Genomic DNA, 24,290 nt, shown 5'->3' on the forward strand with positions numbered 1-24,290 from the left:
GCTGACGAGAAATCTTTGACTTGCTACTATCGAGTCATCGTTTCAATCTGCTCCTCCTTGCTCCTTTTCGGGTCAAGTGGGGTGCTTGAGTAAATTCTCGGCCCATGTGGTCGTTGTAGGTCATCGAACTCTGAAACCGCCGCACCCCCGCAGCTCTTCGCGATTGTGAGCGGAAATTTCTGAAGAAGCATGGCGAATGACAGGCAGGATTGCTCCACGCTATAACCTGTTGACACTCCCATTGCAGTATTCTGAGTGGGTTTGGAGATGCTGGAAAATAGAACGCAATGGACCTAAGCAAGACTGTTGGCGAAGCGTCGCTGGAGGTGGGGTTGGCTGATTGTGCTGCTCCTGAGGCCACTTATGCCCAATCGCGCTCTGAGTCTATTCGTTGGGTGCACCTGACCGCCACGTTCTTCACTCTGCTGCTGTTTTCCTGGCTGGGAATCGTGCTTTCGCGACAGTCGGATGGGGTTGCGACGATCTGGTTTACCAACGGACTTTTGTTTGCGCTGGTGGTTACGCGTCCGAAGAAGACCTGGATCCCTTATTTCATCGCAGGTTTCCTGGCCGATACGCTGGCCGATGTCCTCTACGGCGATCCGCTGCGACTGGCGATCGGCGTGTCGGTTGCCAACTCCGTGGAGGTCATTACCTCGTCCGTGTTGTTGACGCGTTGGTTCGGCAGCCCTTTGCTGCTGACGAAGCGCCTTCCTTTGCTGGGCTTTCTCGGCGTCGCGGTCGTTGGGGCAACGGCTGTGACCAGTGCACTGGGAGCTTCGTGGACGATGCTCTTTGTGAACGCAGGCCCCTGGTGGATGCTGTTTCGCACCTGGTACCTGGGCGATGTGCTGGGCATGGCGATCATCGCGCCGCTGGTCTTTATCTTGCAGCGGCCGGGTTTCTTTACGATGCTCCACCGTCAGCAGCTGCCGAGAACACTGTTGTTGCTGATGGTTCCTGCCGCCGCGACAGCACTGGTGTTCAGCCACAGCAAAGACCCGCTCATCTTTTTCATCTTTCCCGCGCTGTTGCTGGTGGTGTTTCGGCTGGGTTTCCCTGGCACTGTACTCGCCGTCTTTGTGATTGCACTGATCTCGATCTGGTTCACCGTCACCGGACATGGGCCGTTGATGTTGATCACTGGTACAAATCTGCTTCATAAGATTGTGGTTGAGCAGATCTTCCTTGCGGTGGCCCTCTTCACCTTCTTTCCGGTGGCGGCTCTGCTTGAGGAACGTAAGGCGCTCGAGATTTCGTTGCAGAAGAGCGAACTGCGATACCGCGAGCTGGCCAATGCGGATGCGCTGACCGGCCTGGCGAACCGGCGAGCCTTTGATGAGAGGCTGGAGGTGGCATGGTATCGGGCGATGCGGGAGGAGCAGTCGCTGGCACTGCTGCTGATCGATGTGGATCTTTTCAAGGCGTATAACGACCTCAATGGACATGTTGGCGGAGATGAATGTCTGCGCTGCATTGCGAAGGTGATTGCCAGTGCGCTGCAGGGTAAAGCTGAGATCGCAGCACGCTTTGGGGGCGAAGAGTTTGCCGTGATCCTCCAGAACACGACAATCGAAGTTGCGATGCAAGTCGGTGAAGACGTCCGCGAGGCCGTCGCATCCCTCAAGGTGCCGCACTCGGGAAATCAACTTGGAATCCAAACCATCAGCGTAGGTGTGGCGGCGGAGGTACCGAACCGGAATACCACGGTGATATCTTTGCTGACGGCCTCCGATCACGCGTTGTATCGTGCCAAGTATCTGGGACGAAACCGGGTAGAGTCGGCAGCGGCATTGATGCCAAAGAGCGAGATGTTCACTGCGGATTCGACGGTCTGAGCCGCGGATCTGCCATCTCGTGTTGTTGCAATGGCAATGGGTTGAGAAGCATGTATTTTGACGGGATGATGCGACCACTTCTTTGGCTGACAGTTGGATGTTTCTGTGCGCTGTCTGGAGTGGGTTGCGCTTCAAACTCGGCTACAGCAGCTACCTCGGCGCACGCTACAGCGGAGGCAACGGTAACGAAGCCTCCGATGGGATTCGCAAAGACCATCGTGCTATGGCCGAACGGAGCGCCAGGTGCGTTGGGAGAAGAGGAAGGTGACATTCCAAAGATGTATGTGTATCCCGCCCCCGGCGCCGGCGTGCATTCTGCAGTGATCGTGATGCCAGGGGGAGGATATGTTCACCTTGCGATCGAAAAGGAAGGTGGGGAGGAGGCGCGTTGGCTTAATGCGCATGGCGTGACAGCTTTTGTGTTGGCGTACCGGCTCGGGCCGCGATACCACTTCCCTTCTCCAATGCTGGATGGTGCGCGGGCGATGCGCTATGTGCGCAGCCACGCTGCAGAGTTGGGAGTGGCGAAGGATAAGATCGGGCTTTGGGGCTTCTCCGCGGGTGGTCACCTGGCAGGTTATCTCGCAGCGGTAAACGATAAGGGCGCCGCGAGCGCTGCGGACCCAATTGATAGAGTCAGCGACAGGCCCGACTTCGCCATTGTCTCCTATGGCCGGTTTACCATGGACGCCTCGATACCCAGAAAGACTAACCTGGAGGGGCTGCTGGGCAACCATCCGACGCAGGCAATGCTGGACTCGGTCTCGGTGGTGAAGCTGGTGACGAAGAATACCTCTCCCTGCTTTATCTTCTCTACGACGGCCGATCAGCAAGTAAGTCCACTCAATGCGACGGCGTTCTACGACGCATTGAAGGAAGCCGGTGTCCCCGCGGAGCTGCACATCTTCGAGCGGGGACAGCACGGGACGGGAATGGCGCAGGGGATGAAAGGAATGGCCGAGCTGGCCATCTATCCGACTCTGCTCGCGAACTGGATGGAGATGCACGGCTGGATGTCGCAGGAATAGTGTGACGGAGAGATTGTTGTGCTCTTCAACACAGATGGAGCAAAATAGTTGATCCCAGGCTGCGAGGAACGAATAGACTGCATTTGGTATCGCTGTGGAATAAAAGGTCGAAGGCAAACGTTTACAAGTTGCGCGGCAGCACGCATTTTTTGACGGCGAAAGAAGTTGCTTCGTTCGGTTACGGCGTTGACGAGGATAGAGAGACACGATGCTGGCACGATCCTGACTTGTTTTTCGAGGTATTTCTTGAAGGCTTCTGCGCTCGAATCCCAGCGATCCTGGGTTTGGAAGACGATTCTTATAGCAGCGCCGGTTTCGCTGGTGGTGGCAGGGCTCTGGCGAATCGAGCATGGGGCCGAGTTCGGGAAGTTGAGCACCATCTTTATTGCGATGTCTGGCACTGCCGTTGCCCTGTGGGCGTTGTGGCGCGAACGCAGCCGGGTAGAGAAGCTAAGAGGAGCCGAGCAGGCGCATTCGCAGTTTTTGGCAGCCGCTGAGACGAGCCTGGACGCCTTTGGGCTCTTTGAATCCGTGCGAGACGAAGAAGGCAGGATCGTGGACTTCCGGGTTCTCTACGTCAATGCCAACGTCGAGAGACTGATCGAACGATCACGTTCCGAGCTCCTCGGACATACTTTGTGCTCAGTAACTCCGATAAAGGCAACGGGGCCGATGTTCGCCAGGTTTTGCAGGGTTGTCGAGACCGGGGAGTCACTCAACGAAGAGTTTCCCGTAGATTACGCGAGTGTCAAGGCGACGTGGCTACGAACCCAGGTGGTCAAGCTCGGAGATGGGCTGGCCATCACGTTCAGCAATATAAGCGAAGCCAAGGCGACTCAGGAGCGATATGCCCACCTGGCGGAGTTTACCGGCTCTGTCTTTCAGAACGCTCCCTTCAGCATCGTCGCAACCGATATTTCGGGAATGATTACGGCAATGAACGGGGAGGCAGAGAGGCTCACTGGGTATCGCAGCGAGGAGTTAGTCGGGAAGGCTTCGCTGACCGTGCTGCACGACGAGCGAGAGCTGTTGGGGAGTTCGGTCGCGATTGACTCCTCCGCGACGCTGGAAAAATACGGCTTCGAAGTTCTGACGACGAGGGCAGCCCAGGGAGAGATGGAGGAGCAGGAGTGGACGCTGATCAGACGCGACGGCGGACGAACGCCAATCAATCTGGCCATGAGAGCCGTGAAGACCGAGGCGGGAGAGGTAACCGGCTTTGTGAGCATCGCATTCGATATTACGGATCGGCGGCAGATGATGGAGTATGTGACTCATCTCGCCACGCATGATCAATTGACGGGGCTGACAGGGCGCGCGCTCCTGCAGGACAAGACCGTCCAGACGGTGGAGCTGGCGCGACGTTACGGGACGAAGGTCGCGGTCTTTGTGATCGATCTGGATCACTTCAAACGTATCAATGACTCCCTGGGACATTCGGCGGGAGACCAGATTTTGGTCGAGGCGGCCCATAGACTGCGTCGCTCGGTACGCAGCACTGATGTGGTGGCGCGGATAGGAGGGGACGAGTTTGTGGTGGTCATGCCGGACATCACCACCGTGGACGACGTGGAACAATGCGCAGTGAATCTTGTTGCTACGCTATCGCCGGAGATCTCAATCGAAGAGCACCTGGTGCACGTGACCGCGAGTGTCGGAGTCTGCATCTATCCCGACTTCGCAAGCGATGCCAAGCACCTGCTGAAACGGGCAGATTCGGCGATGTACGCGGCAAAGGAGAATGGGCGGAACCAGTTTCAAATCTTCAGCGAAAGCATGTTGAAGGAGACGGCAGAGCGCCTGACGATGGAACATGCGCTACGACACGCCTTGGCGAATAAAGAGCTCAGCATGCACTACCAACCGCAGATCTCTTTGACCACCGGAGCGGTGACCGGAATGGAAGCGTTACTGCGTTGGACCAATCCCAGACTGGGGAGCATCTCGCCGTCGCAATTTATTCCGTTGGCGGAAGAGACGGGGCTGATTGTGCCGATCGGGGAATGGGCCTTTATGACCGCATGTTGCGAGGGAAAGGCGCTGCAGGACGAGCTTGGCATGGATCTAACGGTTTCAATCAATCTGTCGCCGCGGCAGTTTCAGCAAAAAAATCTCGTTCCTATTGTTGAACATTCCCTGTCGAAGAGCGGTCTGTCTCCAGAGAAACTGCAGATCGAGATCACGGAAAATATGCTGATGGTCAACTCGGAACATGTTCTGGACAAGTTGCAGAAGATGAGGGAGCTGGGAGTCGGAATATCCATTGATGACTTCGGTACTGGATTCTGCAGTTTCTCGTATCTGCTGGAATATCAGGTCGATCGCTTGAAGATCGATCAGAGCTTCGTGAAGAAGGCTGGAACTGATGCCAACGCCGCCGCAGTGGTTCGAACGATAATTGCAATGTCTCACGGACTCAACATTAAGGTAGTAGCAGAAGGCGTCGAGACCGATGAGCAGATGCGTTTCCTGTTGCGGAGAAAGTGCGACGAAGCGCAGGGCAACTTCATTGCGAAACCAGTGGCTATGGCGGAGTTTAGCGACGTGGTACGACAGTACGCCGATGGCCCTGCCGCTCGTGCGTCGGAGCCGGCAATCGGGTTGGTTCGGTAGAGGGCCCCGTGACGCAACATCGATTACGGAGAAATCTCCCTCGGCCGTAGCAGTCATTGAAAAAATAAAAAAAAACTTCTAAGTAGTTGCCCGACTGCGACGAATCAGGTGATAGATGCCTAACAAGATGAGGGCGCCAATAAGCGACATCAAAAAGCCAGCGGACTGATCAGGCTCATAGTGACCAATAGCGCGGCCGAGAAAGGTCCCAAGGAAGGACCCCGCTATACCGATCAACATGGTTATAAAGATGCCGCCGGGCTCTTTGCCTGGCATGATCAGTTTGGCGAGTGCGCCGACGATGAGACCGATAAGAGCCGTCCAAAGCAAATGAAGCATCGCTGTTCCTCCATGTTTGGTTTTCCGGGGCGGCCGGATACGTCTCGATTGATGGAAGAAGAATACTCCTACTTGCTGCGGATGCAAGGGTTTGATGCCGGGATATGTAGATTCCTTCTGTGGGAGACCGCTCGGACCGGATGTGACGATGAGCTAGGCGCCGCGGACGATCAGGTCGTTCTTCCAAAGGGCCAGAACGACGTCCATCTGGCTGTTGTGTGCTATGTCTTCGCCGTCGGTGACCTCGGCCCAGAGTGCGTTGACAGTTTTGTGCGTGCCGGCGTTGAGTAGCGCCACGGCACGAAGGGCATAAGCCTTGGCTTTGTTGGATGGAGCATATTGTCCGGCAGGAATTCCCTTGACCAGACCGGCTTCACAGAGGCTAAGGAAGGCGAACCGGGGGCCTCCTTTTCGCTGGGCCGAGGGGCTGGTCGGATAGAGTTTTGCGGTCGCCTGCTCCCAGCGAGCTGCAGGTGTGATGGACTTGCCGTAAGTATCCATGCGGGCCGCGATGAGAGCGGCTTCGCCATATTTGTTAGCCATGCTGTCTCCGGTATGAATTGTTTCAGATTACAGGTGGGGTGCGATCTCTGGTCGTAAACGTTGTGCTTGCGCTCCGACTGAAGACTTTCAAAAGCGAAACAATGACTCGGCGAATCGCCTTCGGTTGCACTCTGCATGCTCAGGACTTTGAAGATTTTGCCGAGGGGCTTGTCGGCTTGGAAGTACCAGGGTTGTCCTGCCAGAGCTTGATGCCACCGTCGATCGCGTTGGTATTAGCGCCCAGGATCACGTGGTTGGGCAGGGACTTCATCAGTTTGGCGTTGCCACCACCGAGCAGGACAGTGTCGCATACCATCGCGGCTTTGAGGCGGCTGATGATGTCCAGAACCGACTTCCTCCAGCGCTTGACACCACGACGTTCGAGTCCCACGAGACCGATGTACTGTTCGTAGGTGAATCCCTTCCTGTAAGGCAGATGAGCGAGTTCGAGCGGGATGATGACGCCATCGAAGATCATTGCCGAGCCCAGGCCGGTGCCGGTGCCAAGGAAGAGCATGCGGCCGCCCTTGTAGCCGCCGAGAGCCTGCATCGCAGCATCGTTGATGAAGCGTAAAGGCTTGCCGAACTCCTTCTCGTAAGGAAAATCGATCCAGCCTCCGCCAAGGTTATGAGGCTCGGCGATTGGACGATGGTGGACGACCGGACCGGGATAGCCGATGGAGACGCAGTCGTAAGTCCAGCCGGCGGTGGCCGCGAGGACATCCTTAGTCATCTGTTCGGCGGTCATGGCAGGACCGGAGGGGATCTTGATAGGGACGCGCATATCTGTGGAGGCGACCTTTACGTTGGTGCCTCCGATGTCGATGACCAGAACTTTCATTGAATTGCATGTTAGCAGTGTTTGGAGAGGTCGCTGGACCGGTCTCGATGGGAGTTTTTTTGTTGGCCGCTCGATGGCCATTTAAGAGGCTGAACGCTCCGGGTTCTAAGCGCCAATCTGCGAGCTATTTATGAGCTTGACGCCAGGGTTCAAGTCAAAAAAATCTGGCCGCTCTCACTGCGTACAAGCGAAAAAATAACGAATACGGAAATCTCTTATCGTCATGTTTTTTTACTATGCCAAATGGAAAACTAAAACAGTAATTATTAGATAATAAAAGGTATTTACTTATTTTATGTTATCTTATTGACATTTATATTTTGATTGAATTATCGTGGTGTTGGGCACACTTGCCCTAGAGATAGATATTATGCGTCGAATCATTGTGGCCACCCTCGCCCTGTCCCCCATGTTGCTTCACGCTCAGGCAAATTCGCCTGCAAAAACCCAGACCGTTGGCACTAACCTGCGCTCTGCACTAGTTGCCCCAGCGTTCACTGGCTCTGAGTCGGATCGCGGCTCCATTCCAAACGCTGCCCCTCTTCGTATCTCGACCGGCGTCAATGCTCCCAAGTTGGTTTACACCGTCGCTGTCGAATCAGACGCCGACTTCGCTCCAATGGCCCAGTTTGATCGAACTGCTGTTGTTGCGATGACGGTCGATGGGAGCGGCAAACCGACGGATCTAAAGATCGTTCAGTCGGTCAACCCTGTGATGGACCGCAATGTTCTGAACGCGGTCAGTCAGTATCGCTTCACTCCGGGCACGCTGGATAACCAGCCCACTGCTGTTCCCGTCAATCTGGCTGTTGTTCTGCGCGCTGGGCGCTAGCTCCGCTGTTTGACCTGCAGCCTTCTCTCACAGCAGAGATCGTTGAGGAGGCTTGGATCAAGCTAAAAGGCAGACTCTTACGAGTCTGCCTTTTGTTTGCGTTGCGAAATCGTGGCGTCATTGCTGGGCGGCGGCGGGAGGAGCGGTAGGGCTGGTTTGGCTTTTGCTGCTGGGATTGGGGCGCAGTATGAGGAAGAGCGCGATCGCTCCGACCACGACACAGGTGATGACGATCAGCAGGAGCGGGCTGCAGAAGGCTTGTCTTTTCTCAGGCGGCGGGGTGGGGGAGGAGGCCATGTGGGGTTGGATGCAGGATGGGAAGTTCGCGAAATTTTATTGCGCGGTGAAAGGGTGGTGTTTCTGGGGTTTTTTGCCAAAACATGGTGGCTGGGTGTGGTTTTTTGATGGTGTGATCGTGGTGGAATGCGTGGTAAACGTGGTGAAGAAACACCATAGGATCAGCTGTCCAAAAATACGCCACATTCTTCAGATTTATTTTTCGTTCCTCTTTATTTTTCGTTCCTTAATTCAGTCGTTGAGATTCGGTGGTGGGAGCGGCTGCGCCTGATCGCGGCGGGAGTCCTATTCCCTGCCCGTTTTGGGACCAGGAACGTGGGTGGAAGGGCTGTGGTGGGCGATTTCGCTTGATTGGCGGGGGTGTAGGTGGAATACTTCAGGTGAAAAAATACTGTGAATCGACGCGCACGCGATTCTGGGGCCAGGGACTTGTGGGGATACTGGAGGAGTCATGGCGAGTGTGGCTGGAGTGAATCCTGATGAGGGCGTGATCGCGCCTGGTACTCCAGAGGAGCTGGCTGGGCCGGCGCAGGTGGATTTGAGCGCAACCCGACCCGTGGCGCGTGGGGAGCGGATCGGCAGCATGGATGTGCTGCGTGGCTTTTCGCTGATGGGCATCCTGGTGATGAACATCTGCGACTTTGCTTATGGATATCGCAACTACCTCTACCCGTTGAGCACGGTGAAGCCGGTGTTCAGTGGGCCGCATTGGAAGATCAACACCGCGGTGTGGTTTCTGCGCTGGATCTTTGCCGAGGGCAAGATGCGTGCGCTGTTTTCGATGCTGTTCGGGGCAGGCGTGATCCTGCTGACGGAACGGGCTCTGGCGCGAGGGGCAGGGATCAAGGCGGCGGATATCTTTACGCGGCGCAATATGTGGCTGGTGCTGATCGGAATGATTCACGGCTACCTGATCTGGGACGGCGACATCCTGTTCTACTACGGCGTGGCGGCGCTGCTGTTTCTGTTTCCCTTCCGTAATGTTCGGGTGAAGCGCCTGATGTGGACGGCGGGAATCATTCTGTTTATCAACTCCGTTCTGCTGATGGGGGGGCAGTACGGAAGCGAGTACAGCGCGAAGCAAGCGGCGGCGAAGGCCAATGCGAAGCTGGCGCAGCACCAGACACTGACAGAGGATGAGATCGGTGATCTGAAGAAGTGGCAGAGCGTGCAGGATCGGTGGCGTGCTCCCGACAAGAAGAAGTACGAAGACATCGCCGCGATGCAGAAGGGATATTGGAAGGCGCAGGGCCATGTGGCGGGCAATGTGTTGATGGGGGAGTTGAAGGGCGCTTACTTCGGCTTCGGGGACTGGGTGGGTCTGATGTTGCTTGGCATGGCTCTTTACAAGAACGGTTTTTTGCCTGGCCGCTTGAGCATGAAGACGTACTCGTGGATCGCGGTGATCGGGCTGGGGGTGGGGTGGGCGGTGACTGGCGTGGGCGCGTACAAAGCCTGGGCAGGACACTTCGACATGTTCAAGACGTTGATCTGGATGCAGGCTCCCTACGACATCGGGAGGATTGCAGGAGCGCTGGGAAATGCCGCGCTGCTCCTGATTTTGGTGAAGGCGCGAGTGTTTCGGTGGCTGCTGGCGCGGATAGCGGCAGTGGGGCAGATGGCGCTGTCGAATTATCTGCTGACGAGCCTCACCATGAAGACGATCTTCGTGTGGGGCACGTGGCACTGGTACGGCTATGTGGAGTACTACAAGATCTACTATGCCGTGGCGGGGATGTGGATCTTCAATATGGCGTTCAGCTCGATCTGGCTGCGATACTTTGAGTTTGGCCCGATGGAGTGGGTGTGGCGGTCGCTGACTTATTGGAAGCGGCAGCCGATGCGCATTCGGGCTGTGGCTCCGTCACCAGTAGTTGCCGATGCTATGGCATAAGCGCTTGCTCGGATTACCATTGGACTTTACCATTCGACCTGGACGCCGAAGAGGGTTATCAGAAGCGCGGCTTGATCCGGGCTGATGATGAGACCACTCATCGTGGTGGGTGTGCCGCGGAGGCCGTCGATCCTGCAGCCGCGTATGTCTGCGTGGTCCAGCTTCGCGTGTGAGAGGTCGGCGCGGCTGAGGTCGCAGTCCCGGAAGATGGTGCCGGTGAGATCGGCGCCGTAGAGGTCTGCCTCGGTGAGATTGCAGCGCTCAAAGACGCACTGTTGAAGGTGCGCCATTCGCAGGAGAGCGAAGTCCATCTTGCACTCTTTGAAGAGGACACTTTTGAGTCTGGCTTCGGTGAAGATGGCTCCGGTGAGTCGCGTTGAGGTGATCTCGACGCGCTCGATGGAACTTCCCTTGAGGTCGCCGTTAGCCAGGTCGGAGCTTTCGATGCGGGAGTCGTGCAGGTGCAGGCCGTAAGCCCTGGGATCGGCCAACGTAACGGAGTGCAATAGGCAGCGATCGATTCTGGTGGACTGTCCGCGTGGACTGAGGAGCGGTGGCAGGGCCGTGTCTGACGCGATGGCATCACTCACCTGTCCGGATTCGAGCTGATCGGTGAAGGTCCCGGTGAGGAGATTGAGTTCGATCTGGGGGGCGATGCGGCCCCTGGTCTTCGTCGCCATCCTTTTCAGAATAAATGTGGGGCGCTATTTTCTCGTCAATGCGTTTGCAGCGTCGTCGATGATTGCTGCGACCTTTGCCGGCGCGATGGCCGGAAGTACTATAGGGCGGAAGTATTATGGGGCAAGGAGCAGGAGCCGTGACGACACGTCCGAATGAGGTTCACGCTCAACTTAGTACTCAGCTCGGCAGTGCGTCAGTCCGGATGTTTGCGGCCAACGATCGCATGAACCAGATGCTGATCGAACATCTTGATGCTGCGGCGTGGAGAGCAAAGCCACTCGGCAAAACTCGCTCCATTGCTGCGATCTTCACGCACATGCATAACGTCCGCTGCAAGTGGGTCAGGCTTACGGCTCCCCACCTGAAGGTTCCTGTACTGCTGAACCGTGCGCACTGCACGCAGGAGCAGGCTCGTGCTGGATTGGCCGAGAGTGCCGCTCGTTGCGGGGAGATGTTGGCGGAAGCGCTCGACGAGAGTGGCGGTCGCATCGAAAAGTTTCGCAGAGACGGCTGGGCTCCGGCGTGGCCGGTTGGCGTGGAGATGCTGTGCTATATGCTGGCTCACGAAGCGCACCATCGCGGGCAGGTTTGTATGCTCGCGCATCAGGTCGGATCTCCGTTGCCGTATGAGGCTTCGGACGGAATCTGGAATTGGGAGAGGATTTGGAAGGAGTGCGGGGCACGTGGTCCGGGGTATGGTGCTTAGTTTAATCGCTCGCTAGAACCTGTTTCTTTGGGTTGTAGACGTACGTGATAAAGGCGTATCCCACGTTACGGCGACGATGGGCAGTATCACCCACAGGTTATGCCGATGGTTTCGAAAAGTAACCGAAGTAGGCCTAAAACTCCACTTTTATATGCATACTTTTGCGCACACCAAGGTGACTTGGCTGCACATTCTTTTGAATTGAACGCGTAACTTTGGCATCCTACGTGCCTTCATTGGTTGGAAGATGAGTTTCCCCATCTGCGTAAGGACGAATTGAATGCGAATCACCTGGATGTTCGTAGCGGCTGCACTTTCGTTCCCTGCACACGGCGCGTTGGCAGATAGTATCCAACTCACCGTTCACACGAGCGTCACCATAGATGTGTCCAGCCCCAACGATAACTTCTTCGGCCAGTACGATAAGGTTCAAGGGCAGCCGTTCCTGAATAACCGTCCGAGCATCTCGACGAACGTCGTCATACCGTTTTCGAATGTGTCGGTTCTGCTGCCGACGGGGAGCGTCTTCGAGGATGCTTCGGTTGGGATCGCGGGGCCTCCGCTTGGCACCATGGTGCTCGGGACGGGACACGAGTTCGCGGGAGCGCCGTTTGGTGCGGTGATCAATCACTCTCTTCCTTCTGTTGCGCCTACGTTCAGCAAGAATGGAATCTCCGATGTGTCGGTCGATCTTCTCTTTACCGGGAAGACGACGGTTGCTGGGGAGAAGGTGTCGACGAACATTCAGGATCTGAATTTTGTGCTCAGCGGATTTATTCAGTCTGCTCTTCTGAATCCTGGCTCCAACTGGGCGGGCTACCTGGGAGGGAGTGGGCAGGTGGTGATTCCGTATACGGTTGAGTTGACTGTGGACTATTCGCCGGTGCCTGAGCCTTCGAGTCTTGCTCTGTTTGGGATTGGGCTGCTTGGGTTGAGTGGCGTGGTTCGGCGGAAGCTTCGGTCTTAGCCCAAGTTCGAAGGCGATGCTGATCAACTGTCTGGGACCGAACGGCAAGCTCATGGTGATCGGTGCAACCTTCGATCCCATTGATTACGGATGTTCCGCAGCAGATTTCAGGTTGGCGAGACCTTTGTCGAAGTCGGGACCGATCATCTTGTCCATGGTGGTGAAGACGCTCATCAGTTTGCCGGGGAAGAGGTCCATCGGGCCTTTCATGATCCAGTTGACGCGGGTGGCTGAGCCTTGCGGTTCGAGGACGAAGTCGGCGGTGTTGTGGCCTTCGAAGGGCTTGAGGAAGTCGATTTTGATGGTGGTTTTGGCGGGCTCGACGGAGAGGATCTCCATGCGGCCTTTGCCGACCTTGCCGTTGCCTTCCCACTCGTAGACGGAGCCGACGCCGCTGGATGGGCCGGAGTAGGTGGTCTTCATGTCGGGGTCGAGCTTGGCCCAGGGCGACCACGCATTCCATTGATGAAAGTCGTCGATGAAGGCGGAGATCTTTTCGGGTGGAGCGGTGATGGTGGCGGAACGCTCTACTCGGAAGGTGCTCGGCTTGGTGAGCGCGAGAAGAAGGACTACAGTGACAGCCAGAACAAGGATGAGGCCAAGGGTTTTTAACATAGTGGCTCCTTACGATCTCCTAGGAGTGAGCCGCCAGTATAGAAGTGGAAAGACGGTTCGCGCCAGTGCGAATGGCCACATTTCCAAATCGAGATATGGGGGCACCCGGCTGCTGTTTACATCCCACCCTTCGCAAAGTGCACGAAGGATGGGACACCCGATCATTTGTGTTGCTTGAAGTGAGTAAGACTAAGGATGGGCCACCCGCCGACTTTTCGTAATGTCGTCACAACTCTTCGAACTGAGGGGAGTATCCACTGTAACCGGGTCCTCAAACTCATACTTGTCCTGAACTCGTACCTTGACCCAGGGTCGTTTCCGGGCTAGTGTAGACGTGCCTTAGGAGAGGAATTTAGGAGGCGTTCATGCGTCGATCTCTTTGTCTTCTGTGTCTACTGCTCTTTGGCGGTTGCCTTGCGGCTGAGGCCGATCCTCTGGTGACGGTTACCGTCAACTTCGTCTACCACAACTTCGACGACACGGGCTCAACCACCTTCTCGTTCGATCCCGACCAGGTGTTCTACTATCTCCAGCCGTATTACTATGGCGATTTCTTGTACCCCCTCCTGCAGTCGCCCGACTTTCCAAGCCCGTACAGCTTCGACACAGTAGACTTCTTTGACGGCGGGTTAGCGTTCACCAACTTTGGACCAAATTTCATATACGATTTCGAAATCGACGGTACCTGCCAGGACATCCCCCCTGTCGCAGGCACCGGGGCCGTGCCTACCTTCGTAACAACGACCTGTTATGGTAGCGGCGTCTACGATGGTGTCGGGTATGGAACTGAGCAAGTCGAGGAGATCACCTCGCTCGAATACGTGGTGACGGGAGGTGAGACCACCCCTGAGCCGTCAAGCTTCATTCTGCTTGGCACTGGGCTGGCTGGTCTCTTTCAGATTGGCTTCCGCCGCATGCGAGCTGCCCGGAGAGCTTCATAGCTGGAGCTGCACCTGCGGACTGCGCTAACACTCGCCACCAGTGGCTCGCGAATCGCTTGATACGCTCAGTCGGGCTGGCGAAGATTTACGTTATGCCGAAAGAAGCAGTTCGGGCGTAGCGTGAATGCCCAGATTTCAAAATCGAGATGTAGGGCCAGATATAGACTTTTAGACGTGGGTCGTGGTTCACGGCATCCACTACATGAATAACACCGGCCTGTTTCTCTTCAAGGACATTATCTCTTTCGGAGTTGCGTTCTATCTGATCAGCTACTATGGCCGGAAAGCGATCGTGGCTGAGAATCAGAGATGATGGTTCGCGGGGGAAATTCTAATTCGAATTCTCGCTAGATAACTCGTGCACTGGGCGTGCGCGGACGGTTCCCGTGATTACTGTGGCGGGGGCAGGCGCGCACGCTGTTATGTGCGGCCTATAAGGAGGTTACTTTGCTGCAATTCGTCCAGATTCACATCAGCAGTCTAATTCCTTTTTTCATGGCACTATGCGCTTTAACCTTTCTCGTCATCACTTTGGTAGTTAAACAAAATCATAAGCACAACAGAACAATTTCAGCACCGCTAAAGACACTACTCTACTTCTGGTGCGGGAACTTGGTCTTTTTAGCGGGATTCATGATTGCAGTCGCCCTTCTAAAGACCTGAATTGAACAAACAACGGCAGAGCCGAAGCCCTGCCGTTGTTTGTATTTGCGCGAAGCGCTTTCGCCGTGACGCGGAGTTACTCGGCGGCTAGTTCTTCTTGTTCGCCTTCCATGCGCATCTGCTCTAGTTCGCGCTCTTCGGCTTCGATGGCGGAGGCCACTTCCTGCTGGACCTGGGCTGCCGCTTCCTCTAGCTCGGGTGAGAGTTGGACGTTGCGGTAGTACTCCATGCCGGTTCCGGCGGGGATGAGGCGGCCTACGATGACGTTTTCCTTGAGGCCACGAAGCGTGTCGATGGAGCCGTTGATGCTGGCTTCAGTGAGTACGCGGGTGGTCTCCTGGAAGCTGGCGGCCGAGATGAAGCTGTCGGTCGAGAGCGACGCCTTGGTGATGCCGAGGAGGAGCGAACGGCCGATGGCAGGCTTGCCGCCGGACATCAACACGCGCTGGTTCTCGGCGTTGAAGCGGAAGCGGTCGGTCTGCTGATCGACGAGGAAGCTGGTGTCACCGACTTCTTCGATCTTGACCCAGCGAAGCATCTGACGAACGATGGTTTCGATGTGCTTGTCGGAGATGGTAACGCCCTGGAGCCGGTAGACTTCCTGGATTTCGTTGACGAGGTACTGCTGGAGTGCGCGCTCGCCGAGAACTTCCAGAATGTCGTGCGGGTTGCGAGGACCGTCGATCAGTGCATCACCAGCACGGAGGCGTTCGCCTTCCTGCACGTTGACATAAGTACCGCGGGGAACGCTGTACTCCTCTTCCTGACCGTTGTCCGCGGTGACGTAGACCTTGCGCTGGCCCTTCGACACTTCACCGAAGCGAACGACACCATCGATCTTGCTGATGATCGCCGGGTCGCGTGGCTTGCGAGCCTCGAAGAGTTCGACGACGCGTGGGAGACCGCCGGTGATGTCCTTGGTACGCGTGGTTTCGCGTGGGATCTTGGCAAGGATGTCGCCGGGGAAGATCTCGTCGCCGTCGGCCACCATGAGGTGAGCGCGTGAAGGCATGAGGTAACGCTTGTTGCCTTGAGCGGACTTGATGATGATGGCGGGCTGACGCTTCTCATCGGAGGAGTCGGTGACGACAAGACGGCTGAGGCCGGTGACTTCGTCGACTTCTTCGTTGAGAGTGAGGCCTTCCTGGAGGTCCTTGAACTGGACGGTTCCGGCGATCTCGGTGAGGAGAGAGAAGGTGTAGGGATCCCACTCGCCGAGGCGCGTGCCCTGGACGACCTGCTGGCCCTCTTCGACCTTGAGCTTGGCACCGTAGACGACAGCGTAACGCTCCTTCTCGCGGCCCTTCTCGTCGACGATGGCGAGCGAACCGTTGCGGTTGAAGGCGACCAGGCCGCCGTCCTTGGAGCGAACGGTGACGAGGTTGATGAAGCGCACGGTGCCGACGTTCTTGGCCTCGAGGTGCGAGGCGTCGGATACGCGTGATGCCGTACCGCCGATGTGGAAGGTACGCATGGTGAGCTGGGTGCCAGGCTCGCCGATGGACTGTGCCGCGATGACGCCGACGGCTTCGCCCATCTCGACCATCTTGCCGGAGCCGAGGTTACGGCCGTAGCAGAGGATGCAGACGCCGCGCTTGGACTCGCAGGTGAGAACTGAGCGAATCTTGACGCGCTCGATACCCGCGGCCTGAACGGCGTTGGCGAGATCTTCGTCGATTTCCTGGTTGACGTCGACGATGGTCTTGCCCTCGAAGTCCTTGAGCTTCTCAAGTGAAACACGCCCGATGATGCGGTCGCGCAACGGCTCGATGGTCTCGCCGGCTTCGATGATGGGGGTGACGTAGATGCCTTCGACGGTGCCGCAGTCGTTGTGCGAGATGATGACATCCTGCGCAACGTCGACCAGACGGCGGGTGAGGTAACCCGAGTCAGCGGTCTTGAGTGCGGTGTCGGCGAGGCCCTTACGTGCGCCGTGGGTCGAGATGAAGTACTGCAGCACGGTGAGACCTTCGCGGAAGTTCGCCGTGATGGGGGTTTCGATGATTTCGCCCGAGGGCTTGGCCATCAAACCACGCATGCCGGAGAGCTGGCGGATCTGCTGTTTGGATCCACGAGCACCGGAGTCGGCCATGATGTAGATCGGGTTCATGGCTCCTTCCTTGTCGGCACGCTTCATGTTGTTGAACATCTCGTCGGCGACGCGCTCGGTGACTCCCGACCACATCTGGATGACCTTGTTGGAGCGCTCACCGTTGGTGATGGCTCCGTCGAGGTACTGCTGCTGCATGGCGAGAACCTGCTTTTCGGCATCGCCCACGACCGTGTACTTGGAGTCGGGGATGACCATGTCGTCGAGCCCGACCGAGAGGCCGGAGCGCGTGGCATAGGTGAAGCCGAGGTCCTTGACGCGGTCGAGAGTCTTGACCGTGACTTCGAGGCCGAGGTTCAGGTAGCAGTAGTTGATGAGCTGGCCGATGCCCTTTTTCTTCAGGAGGCCGTTGACGTAGGGCATGCCCTCGGGGAGCGCATCGTTGAGGATGGCGCGGCCGACGGTCGTGTTGATGTACTGCTTGTTGAACTCGACCGGCTCGGTGTGGGTGAGGTCCTGATCGTCGTACGCGGTGGTCATGTCGAGGACAGGGCCGGTGTAGCGCAGACGGATCGGGGTGAGGGTCTCGACCTGCTTCGCTTCGAGGGCCATGAAGACCTCTTCGATGTTGGCGAAGACGCGGCCTTCACCCTTAGCATTGACCTTCGCCTTGGTGAGGTAGTAGAGACCGAGCACGAGGTCCTGCGTCGGGACTGTGATCGGTTGCCCAGACGCCGGGGACAAGATGTTGTGCGAAGCGAGCATGAGCACGCTGGCTTCAATCTGAGCCTCAGGCGAGAGCGGGATGTGAACGGCCATCTGGTCGCCGTCGAAGTCCGCGTTGAAGGCGGTGCAGACGAGCGGATGGATCTTGATCGCCTTACCTTCAACGAGCACGGGCTCGAAGGCCTGGATGCCGAGACGGTGAAGCGTCGGAGCGCGGTTGAGAAGAACCGGGTGATCCTTGATGACCTCTTCGAGGATGTCCCAGACGATTGGCTCCTGCATCTCGACCATCTCTTTAGCCTGCTTGATGGTAGTGCAGTGGCCGGTCTGCTCGAGGCGGTGATAGATGAAGGGCTTAAAGAGCTCGAGCGCCATCTTCTTGGGAAGACCGCACTGGTGCAGCTTCAGCTCGGGACCGACGACGATGACCGAACGGCCAGAGTAGTCGACGCGCTTGCCGAGAAGGTTCTGACGGAAGCGGCCCTGCTTGCCCTTGAGGGTGTCGGAGAGCGACTTCAGCGGACGGTTGTTCGCGCCGCGGAGAACGCGACCACGACGGCCGTTGTCGAACAGAGCATCTACGGCTTCCTGCAACATACGCTTCTCGTTGCGGACGATGACCTCAGGTGCGTGGAGGTCCATCAGCTTCTTGAGGCGGTTGTTGCGGTTGATGACGCGGCGATACAGGTCGTTCAAGTCAGACGTGGCGAAGCGGCCGCCGTCGAGCGGAACGAGGGGGCGAAGCTCAGGCGGGATCACGGGGATCACGTCGAGGATCATCCACTGCGGCAGGTTGTCGGACTTGCGGAAGGCCTCGACGATCTTGAGACGCTTGGAGTACTTGAGCTTCTTCTGCAGCGAGGTCTCGGTCTTCATGCGCTCGCGCAGCTCGATGGCAAGCTCGGTGACTTCAACGCGCTTGAGGAGTTCCTTGATGGCCTCGGCGCCCATCATGGCCTTGAAGCCGGAGGGGCGGTACTGTGCATCCAGCTCGCGGAACTTGGTCTCGTCCTTGATGACTTCGCGCTCTTTGACGGGCGCATCGCCTGGATCGACGACGACGTAGGACTCGAAGTAGAGGACGGCCTCAAGCTCACGCAGGCTGATGTCGAGCAGGTGGCCGATGCGCGAGGGCAGGCCCTTGAAGAACCAGACGTGCGAGCAGGGGCTGGCGAGCTCGATGTGTCCGAGGCGCTCGCGACGAACCTTCGAGAGGGTGACTTCGACGCCGCACTTGTCGCAGATGACGCCGCGGTGCTTCATGCGCTTGTACTTGCCGCAGAGGCACTCCCAGTCAGTGATGGGGCCAAAGATTCTTGCGCAAAATAGTCCGTCGCGCTCTGGCTTGAAGGTACGGTAGTTGATGGTTTCCGGCTTGGTGACCTCGCCGTGCGACCAGCTGCGGATCTTCTCGGGGCTGGCGAGCTGGATCTTGATGGCGTCGAAGTCGGCGATGGGTCCGGTCAGTTCAAAGGGGCTGGAGCGAAACATATTTGGCGTCTCCGTGTGCAGTGTCTGGCGTTTTTTGCGCCTTGCTGCTGGTTGCTGCTGCTTTACTTCTGCTGGGCGGTGGGTGGTTAGGTCCGTCGCCTGCTTCTCTTTATTGCTCTTCCCCTTTGGCCGGCCCTTCGTGAATGTTGAGCGTGAGCCTCATTCAGAAGGACCGTGCCTGGAGTGGAGCTGTATCGACTAGTCTGCTGCGGCGATGGCTGGCAGTGCCGGCTTCTTCTGGTCGGCGAGCTTGATCAGCTCGACATCCAGGCAGAGGGACTGCAGTTCGCGGATAAGCACGTTGAACGACTCGGGAACACCCGGCTCGATGGCAGCTTCGCCCTTGACGATGGCTTCGTAGATCTTGGTACGACCGAAGACGTCGTCGGACTTGGCGGTGAGCAGCTCCTGCAGGATGTAAGCTGCGCCGTAAGCTTCAAGGGCCCAGACCTCCATCTCACCGAAGCGCTGTCCGCCGAACTGCGCCTTACCGCCCAGCGGCTGCTGGGTGATGAGCGAGTACGGTCCGATGGAACGAGCGTGGATCTTGTCATCCACAAGGTGCGACAGCTTGAGCATGTAGATGTAGCCGACGGTGGCGGGCTGTTCGAAGGGTTCTCCGATCATGCCATCGTAGAGCTGCGATTTACCTGAGCTTGGAAGCCCAGCTGCTTTCAGCAACGCCTTGATCTCGGTCTCGCGTGCGCCGTCGAAGACTGCCGTGCCGAACCAGATACCACGCTTCATGCCGGCGGCAACGCGCAGGGTCTGCTCGTCGTCGAGGTCAAGAAGCTGGTTGAGTGCAGCGGTACCGGCGAAGCGCGCCTTGAAGAGCTCGCGGACTTCATTGGCAGACTGCATGGTTTCGGCGAGTTCGGCGACCTGCTTGCCAAGCTCATGCGCGGCCCAGCCGAGGTGCGTCTCGAGGATCTGACCGACGTTCATACGCGAAGGCACACCGAGCGGGTTGAGGACGATCTCGACCGGGGTTCCATCGGGAAGATACGGCATGTCTTCCTCAGGGAGGATTCGTGCGATAACACCCTTGTTACCGTGGCGGCCGGCCATCTTGTCACCGACAGAGAGCTTGCGCTTCATGGCGATGTAGACCTTGACCATCTTGATGACGCCGGGCGAGAGTTCGTCGCCCTTCTGCATCTTGCCGATCTTCTCGTTGGTGATCTTGCGGAGAACATCGATCTGACGTGAGGTCATCTCCTCGATCTCGTCGATCTGCTCGTTGACGCGGGGGTCCTTGTCGGCGTAGCGGATGCGCTTGAGATTACGGGTGCTGATGAGCTCGATGGTGTCGCGGTCGAGGATGTCGCCTTTGTTGAGCAGCTTCTTGTTGGTGCGCTCGTCATGGAGATCAGCCAAAACTTCTTTGGCTCCCAGGATTGCTTCGAGACGCTTGAGACGCTCGTCGGTGAGAATACGAATCTCGTCGGCAAGGTTACGCTCGAGCTTCTCGATCATCTCCTGCTCGATCTGCTTGGCGCGCTCGTCCTTCTCCTGACCTTTGCGGGAGAAGATGCGGACGTCGACGACGGTGCCTTCGATACCCGGAGGGCACGTCAGCGAAGCATCGCGAACATCGCCGGCCTTTTCGCCGAAGATGGCGCGGAGGAGCTTCTCTTCCGGCGTCAGTTGAGTTTCACCCTTCGGCGTTACCTTGCCGACGAGGATGTCGTTGTGACCGATCTTCGCGCCGATACGGATGATGCCCGAGTCGTCGAGATCGCGCAGTGCGTGCTCGCTGACGTTGGGGATATCGCGAGTGATCTCTTCTGGCCCAAGCTTCGTGTCGCGGGCTTCGATCTCGAACTCCTCGATGTGGATCGAGGTGTAGTAATCCTCGCGGACCAGCTTCTCCGAGATGAGGATCGCGTCCTCGAAGTTGTAACCGCGCCACGGCATGAAGGCGACCAGAACGTTGCGGCCGAGGCCGAGTTCGCCCTGCTCGGTGCAAGGACCGTCGGCGATGACCTGACCCTTGACCACGCGGTCGCCCTTGCGGACGATCGGCTTCTGGTTGATGCAGGTGTTCTGGTTGGAGCGCTTGAACTTAGTGAGCTGATAGATGTCCGAACCGACCTCACGCGAGAGCTGAGTGGGGTGATGCTCGCCTTCTACGCGCACGATGATGCGCTCGGAATCGACCGAGTCGATGATGCCGTTACGCTTGGCCAGGATGACGGCGCCTGAGTCGCGGGCGGTGACGCCTTCCATACCAGTACCGACGAACGGAGCCTCAGCGACAAGCAGAGGAACCGACTGCCGTTGCATGTTGGCGCCCATCAGTGCGCGGTTTGCGTCGTCGTGCTCGAGGAACGGTACGAGCGATGCGGCGACCGAGACCAGCTGTTTCGGCGAGACGTCGACGTAGTCCACTTCGGACTTGTTGACGAGAACGAAGTTGCCCTGGCGACGGGCGTCGACGACATCCTGCACGATGTTCAACTTCGCATCGAGCTCGATGTTCGCCTGCGCGATGGTGTGGCGGTCTTCTTCCCAGGCCGAGAGGTAGAAGCTGAAGGGGGCGAGGTCCATGGTGCGCTTCCCAGCCTTCTTCAGATCTGCGTTCTTGGCACGAGCCTCTTCGATCTCGAGGTAGTCGCCCTGACGCAGACCGGACTCGCCGGCGTTCGAGACGGAGACGTAGTCGAGCGCACGGCCATCCTTCACGCGGCGATACGGCGACTCGATGAAGCCGTACTCGTTGATGCGCGCAAAGCAGGAGAGCGACGAGATCAGACCGATGTTTGGGCCTTCCGGCGTCTCAATCGGGCAGATGCGGCCGTAGTGAGTGGGGTGCACGTCGCGGACTTCGAAGCCCGCGCGCTCACGGGACAGACCACCGGGCCCAAGGGCGGAGAGGCGGCGCTTGTGCGTGATCTCCGAAAGGGGGTTGGTCTGGTCCATAAACTGCGAGAGCTGCGAGGAGCCGAAGAACTCACGAATCGCCGCCATGACTGGCTTGGCGTTGATGAGGTCGTGCGGCATCGCGGTCGACATCTCCTGATAGACCGACATCTTCTCCTTGATGGCGCGTTCCATACGGACGAGGCCGATGCGGAACTGGTTCTCCATCAGCTCACCGACAGCGCGGACGCGGCGGTTGCCAAGGTGATCGATGTCGTCGACGACGCCGATGTTCTTGCGCAGCTTGAGGAGGTAGCGGATGGTGCCGTAGAAGTCCTCAGGCGTTAGCGTGCGGTGGTCTAGGCCAGAGGGATCCTGGTTCTCGTAGAGCTTGATGTTGAATTTGAGGCGGCCGACGCGCGAGAAGTCGTACTTGCGCGGATCGAAGAACATGCCTTCAAAGAGCGCGGTCGCGGTGTCGAGGGTCGGTGGGTCGCCCGGACGCAGCTTGCGGTAGATCTCGATGAGAGCTTCCTCGGGCTTGCGCACGGAGTCGCGGCGCAGGGTGTTGGTGATGATGTTGCCCACGTCGTCGCGCTCGGGGAAGAAGACCTCGATGCTGGAGACGCCGGATTGGATGATCTTGTGCAGCTTATCGGCGGTGAGCTCCTGGTTGGCTTCGTAGAGCAGTTCACCAGTGGTGAGATCGACCACGTCGGCGGCAGTCATCGCACCATCGAACTCGCTGGTCTCGACTTCGACTGAGTCGATCTTGTGGCTGCGCAGACCCTTCATGGTGTGAGCGGAGATCTTGCGCGTGGCAGGAGCGATCTCCTCACCCTTGACGGTGACGGCATGGGCGGGACGGGTGCCCTGCAGGTTGCTGAGCTGACCTTCGGGAACAACCTTCCAGTGGAGCTTGCCGTCAGCCACGTTGATGGTGTCAACGGTGTAGAAGGTCTTGAGGATTTCTTCATCCGTGCGCAGGCCGAGCGCGCGCAGGAAGATGGTGCCAAGGAACTTGCGCTTGCGGTCGATGCGGACGTAGAGGGTGTTCTTCTGGTCGTACTCGAACTCGACCCAGCTGCCGCGGTACGGGATGATCTTGCCGAGGAAGTAGGTGCGGTTGTTCGCTGTCTCAAAGAAGACGCCGGGCGAACGGTGGAGCTGCGACACGATGACGCGCTCGGTCCCGTTGACGATGAAGGTGCCGTTCTGGCTCATCAGCGGAATGTCGCCAAAGAAGACTTCCTGCTCCTTCATGTCGCGCAGGCTCTTGACGCCGGTCTCGGGGTCCTTGTCGTAGATCTTCAGACGGATGGTGACCTTGAGAGGTGCAGAGTAGGTCATGCCACGCTCTTCGCACTCTGCCTGGTCGTACTTCAGCTGCAGGCCGACGGGGTCACCGCACTTGGTGCAGAAGTCAGGGGTGTTCTTGTTGTAGGTTCCGCAGAAGTTGCAGAGCACGTCGCCCGGGTGGAAGGGGTCGGTGATAACCATGTGGCCGCAGTTGGTGCAGGCCGTGCGCAGGTGGTTGAGGCCCTTGAGGTAGCCGCACTTGCACTCCCAGTTGCCGATGGAGAAGTCGACGAACTCGAGCTCGGAGACGTTACGGAAGTCGGTGATGGGGAAGACGGAGGTGAATACGGACTGCAGACCGTTGTCTTCGCGCTCCTGCGGGAGCTTGTCCATCTGCAGGAAGCGCTCGTAGCTGCGGCGCTGCACTTCGATGAGGTTAGGAATCTGGATGGATGTGGGGATCTTGGAAAAATCAAGACGGCTTCGGATCGCGCGCATTTCGCTGTTGTTGGACTCGCCAGACATGCTCTCTCCTGAAAACTGACCTTCGAGGCCTCTCGAGTGCGTCTGCCGGCAATCGTATTGCTGGCTTCACTCGTTAGGGGAGGGCTTCGGTCAGGCCCTCCGGGTTTGCTTCTGATCGCGCAGTCTTGAACTTCTTCGGGTCTTGCTGTCCTCGATGGCAGCGAGCCCCGTGCGCAAAATGTCTTGCCGTAATGGTCCGCGGCACGGATAAATCTTGAAACTTTTACTACCTGCAGGCGTTCGAAGCTGCTATAAAGAACGCGTGCAGCGTACTGTTGGCTCCTTTAGCGGAGACAATGCCGATAAACACGGCAAAGCGCTCGCGGGGACAGCATGCCCCATGAGCGCAAAGGTCGACTTGTGCACTGTTTCTATATAAGTGGTGTTAATGCCTGCCGCCATTGAGGTTCGCCTACCCCAAAGTTGCGCCGCTCGCATGTTTCTTATTGCACTATGCGCATCCGCTGCTCGAAGCGTATAGTGGCCGGTTCCTTAACCTGTGAAGACAGGATGATCCGGGTACAACGAAGTTTTTTCTG

16 protein-coding genes are annotated in these 24,290 nt (G+C 57.7%); 9 read left to right on the plus strand and 7 right to left on the minus strand.

Going from position 1 to position 24,290, the window contains the following annotated elements:
• Positions 1–287 precede the first annotated feature (287 nt).
• The 3 genes from HDF10_RS11945 to HDF10_RS11955 all read left to right on the plus strand — a co-directional run bounded on the left by HDF10_RS11945 (position 288) and on the right by HDF10_RS11955 (position 5,479).
• A complete protein-coding gene (locus HDF10_RS11945; RefSeq protein WP_183813577.1) occupies positions 288–1,838 on the plus strand; it encodes a GGDEF domain-containing protein in 1,551 nt (516 codons plus the stop codon).
• A 197-nt stretch (positions 1,839–2,035) separates the two neighbouring features.
• Positions 2,036–2,866 carry an alpha/beta hydrolase gene (locus tag HDF10_RS11950; protein ID WP_260177834.1) on the plus strand — a complete coding sequence of 277 codons (831 nt, stop codon included), beginning with the start codon at positions 2,036–2,038 and terminating at the stop codon, positions 2,864–2,866.
• A 246-nt stretch (positions 2,867–3,112) separates the two neighbouring features.
• Positions 3,113–5,479: a sensor domain-containing protein gene (locus HDF10_RS11955; RefSeq protein ID WP_183813579.1), complete on the plus strand. Its 2,367-nt coding sequence runs from the start codon at positions 3,113–3,115 to the stop codon at positions 5,477–5,479.
• A gap of 78 nt (positions 5,480–5,557) precedes the next feature.
• Here HDF10_RS11955 and HDF10_RS11960 read toward each other — a convergent pair whose 3' ends face one another.
• The 3 genes from HDF10_RS11960 to HDF10_RS11970 all read right to left on the minus strand — a co-directional run bounded on the left by HDF10_RS11960 (position 5,558) and on the right by HDF10_RS11970 (position 7,202).
• A complete protein-coding gene (locus HDF10_RS11960; protein ID WP_183762924.1) occupies positions 5,558–5,818 on the minus strand; it encodes a GlsB/YeaQ/YmgE family stress response membrane protein in 261 nt (86 codons plus the stop codon).
• A 153-nt stretch (positions 5,819–5,971) separates the two neighbouring features.
• The gene (locus HDF10_RS11965) at positions 5,972–6,361 is read right to left on the minus strand and encodes a DUF6979 family protein (RefSeq protein ID WP_183813581.1); all 390 of its coding nucleotides are present in this window, start codon (positions 6,359–6,361) and stop codon (positions 5,972–5,974) included.
• A 139-nt stretch (positions 6,362–6,500) separates the two neighbouring features.
• Entirely contained in the window at positions 6,501–7,202 is a 702-nt protein-coding gene (locus HDF10_RS11970; RefSeq protein ID WP_183813583.1) for an ROK family protein, read from the minus strand.
• A gap of 370 nt (positions 7,203–7,572) precedes the next feature.
• On the opposite strand from HDF10_RS11970, the gene HDF10_RS11975 reads away from it, so the two are divergent.
• From HDF10_RS11975 to HDF10_RS11985, 3 genes are all read left to right on the plus strand, one after another.
• Entirely contained in the window at positions 7,573–8,034 is a 462-nt protein-coding gene (locus tag HDF10_RS11975; RefSeq protein ID WP_183813585.1) for a TonB family protein, read from the plus strand.
• Between the two features lie 156 nt (positions 8,035–8,190).
• A complete protein-coding gene (locus HDF10_RS11980; RefSeq protein WP_183813587.1) occupies positions 8,191–8,439 on the plus strand; it encodes a hypothetical protein in 249 nt (82 codons plus the stop codon).
• Positions 8,440–8,782: 343 nt separating this feature from the next.
• Positions 8,783–10,225 (plus strand): DUF418 domain-containing protein, encoded by a 1,443-nt coding sequence (locus HDF10_RS11985; RefSeq protein WP_183813588.1) that lies wholly within the window; start codon positions 8,783–8,785, stop codon positions 10,223–10,225.
• A gap of 26 nt (positions 10,226–10,251) precedes the next feature.
• Here the strand turns inward: HDF10_RS11985 and HDF10_RS11990 are convergent, their stop codons facing one another.
• Positions 10,252–10,905, minus strand: coding sequence for a pentapeptide repeat-containing protein (locus HDF10_RS11990; protein WP_183813589.1), 654 nt, complete (start codon positions 10,903–10,905; stop codon positions 10,252–10,254).
• Positions 10,906–11,042: 137 nt separating this feature from the next.
• Here HDF10_RS11990 and HDF10_RS11995 point away from each other — a divergent pair, with 137 nt between their 5' ends.
• Together HDF10_RS11995 and HDF10_RS12000 are read left to right on the plus strand one after the other, a co-directional pair.
• Positions 11,043–11,612, plus strand: coding sequence for a DinB family protein (locus HDF10_RS11995; protein ID WP_311732743.1), 570 nt, complete (start codon positions 11,043–11,045; stop codon positions 11,610–11,612).
• Between the two features lie 280 nt (positions 11,613–11,892).
• The gene (locus HDF10_RS12000; protein ID WP_183813591.1) at positions 11,893–12,579 is read left to right on the plus strand and encodes a PEP-CTERM sorting domain-containing protein; all 687 of its coding nucleotides are present in this window, start codon (positions 11,893–11,895) and stop codon (positions 12,577–12,579) included.
• Positions 12,580–12,663: 84 nt separating this feature from the next.
• On the opposite strand, the gene HDF10_RS12005 is transcribed toward HDF10_RS12000, so the two are convergent.
• On the minus strand, positions 12,664–13,194 hold the full coding sequence (locus HDF10_RS12005; RefSeq protein WP_183813592.1) for an SRPBCC family protein: 531 nt from the start codon (positions 13,192–13,194) through the stop codon (positions 12,664–12,666).
• A gap of 365 nt (positions 13,195–13,559) precedes the next feature.
• Here HDF10_RS12005 and HDF10_RS12010 point away from each other — a divergent pair, with 365 nt between their 5' ends.
• Positions 13,560–14,135 (plus strand): PEP-CTERM sorting domain-containing protein, encoded by a 576-nt coding sequence (locus HDF10_RS12010; RefSeq protein WP_183813593.1) that lies wholly within the window; start codon positions 13,560–13,562, stop codon positions 14,133–14,135.
• Positions 14,136–14,874: 739 nt separating this feature from the next.
• Here the strand turns inward: HDF10_RS12010 and rpoC are convergent.
• Both rpoC and rpoB read right to left on the minus strand, forming a co-directional pair.
• Positions 14,875–19,065, minus strand: coding sequence for a DNA-directed RNA polymerase subunit beta' (gene rpoC, locus HDF10_RS12015; protein WP_183813595.1), 4,191 nt, complete (start codon positions 19,063–19,065; stop codon positions 14,875–14,877).
• Positions 19,066–19,263: 198 nt separating this feature from the next.
• A complete protein-coding gene (gene rpoB / locus HDF10_RS12020; protein ID WP_183813597.1) occupies positions 19,264–23,751 on the minus strand; it encodes a DNA-directed RNA polymerase subunit beta in 4,488 nt (1,495 codons plus the stop codon).
• Positions 23,752–24,290 lie beyond the last annotated feature (539 nt).

The sequence above is a fragment of the Tunturiibacter empetritectus genome (assembly GCF_014201375.1).
Classification (GTDB): Bacteria; Acidobacteriota; Terriglobia; order Terriglobales; family Acidobacteriaceae; genus Edaphobacter; species Edaphobacter lichenicola_D.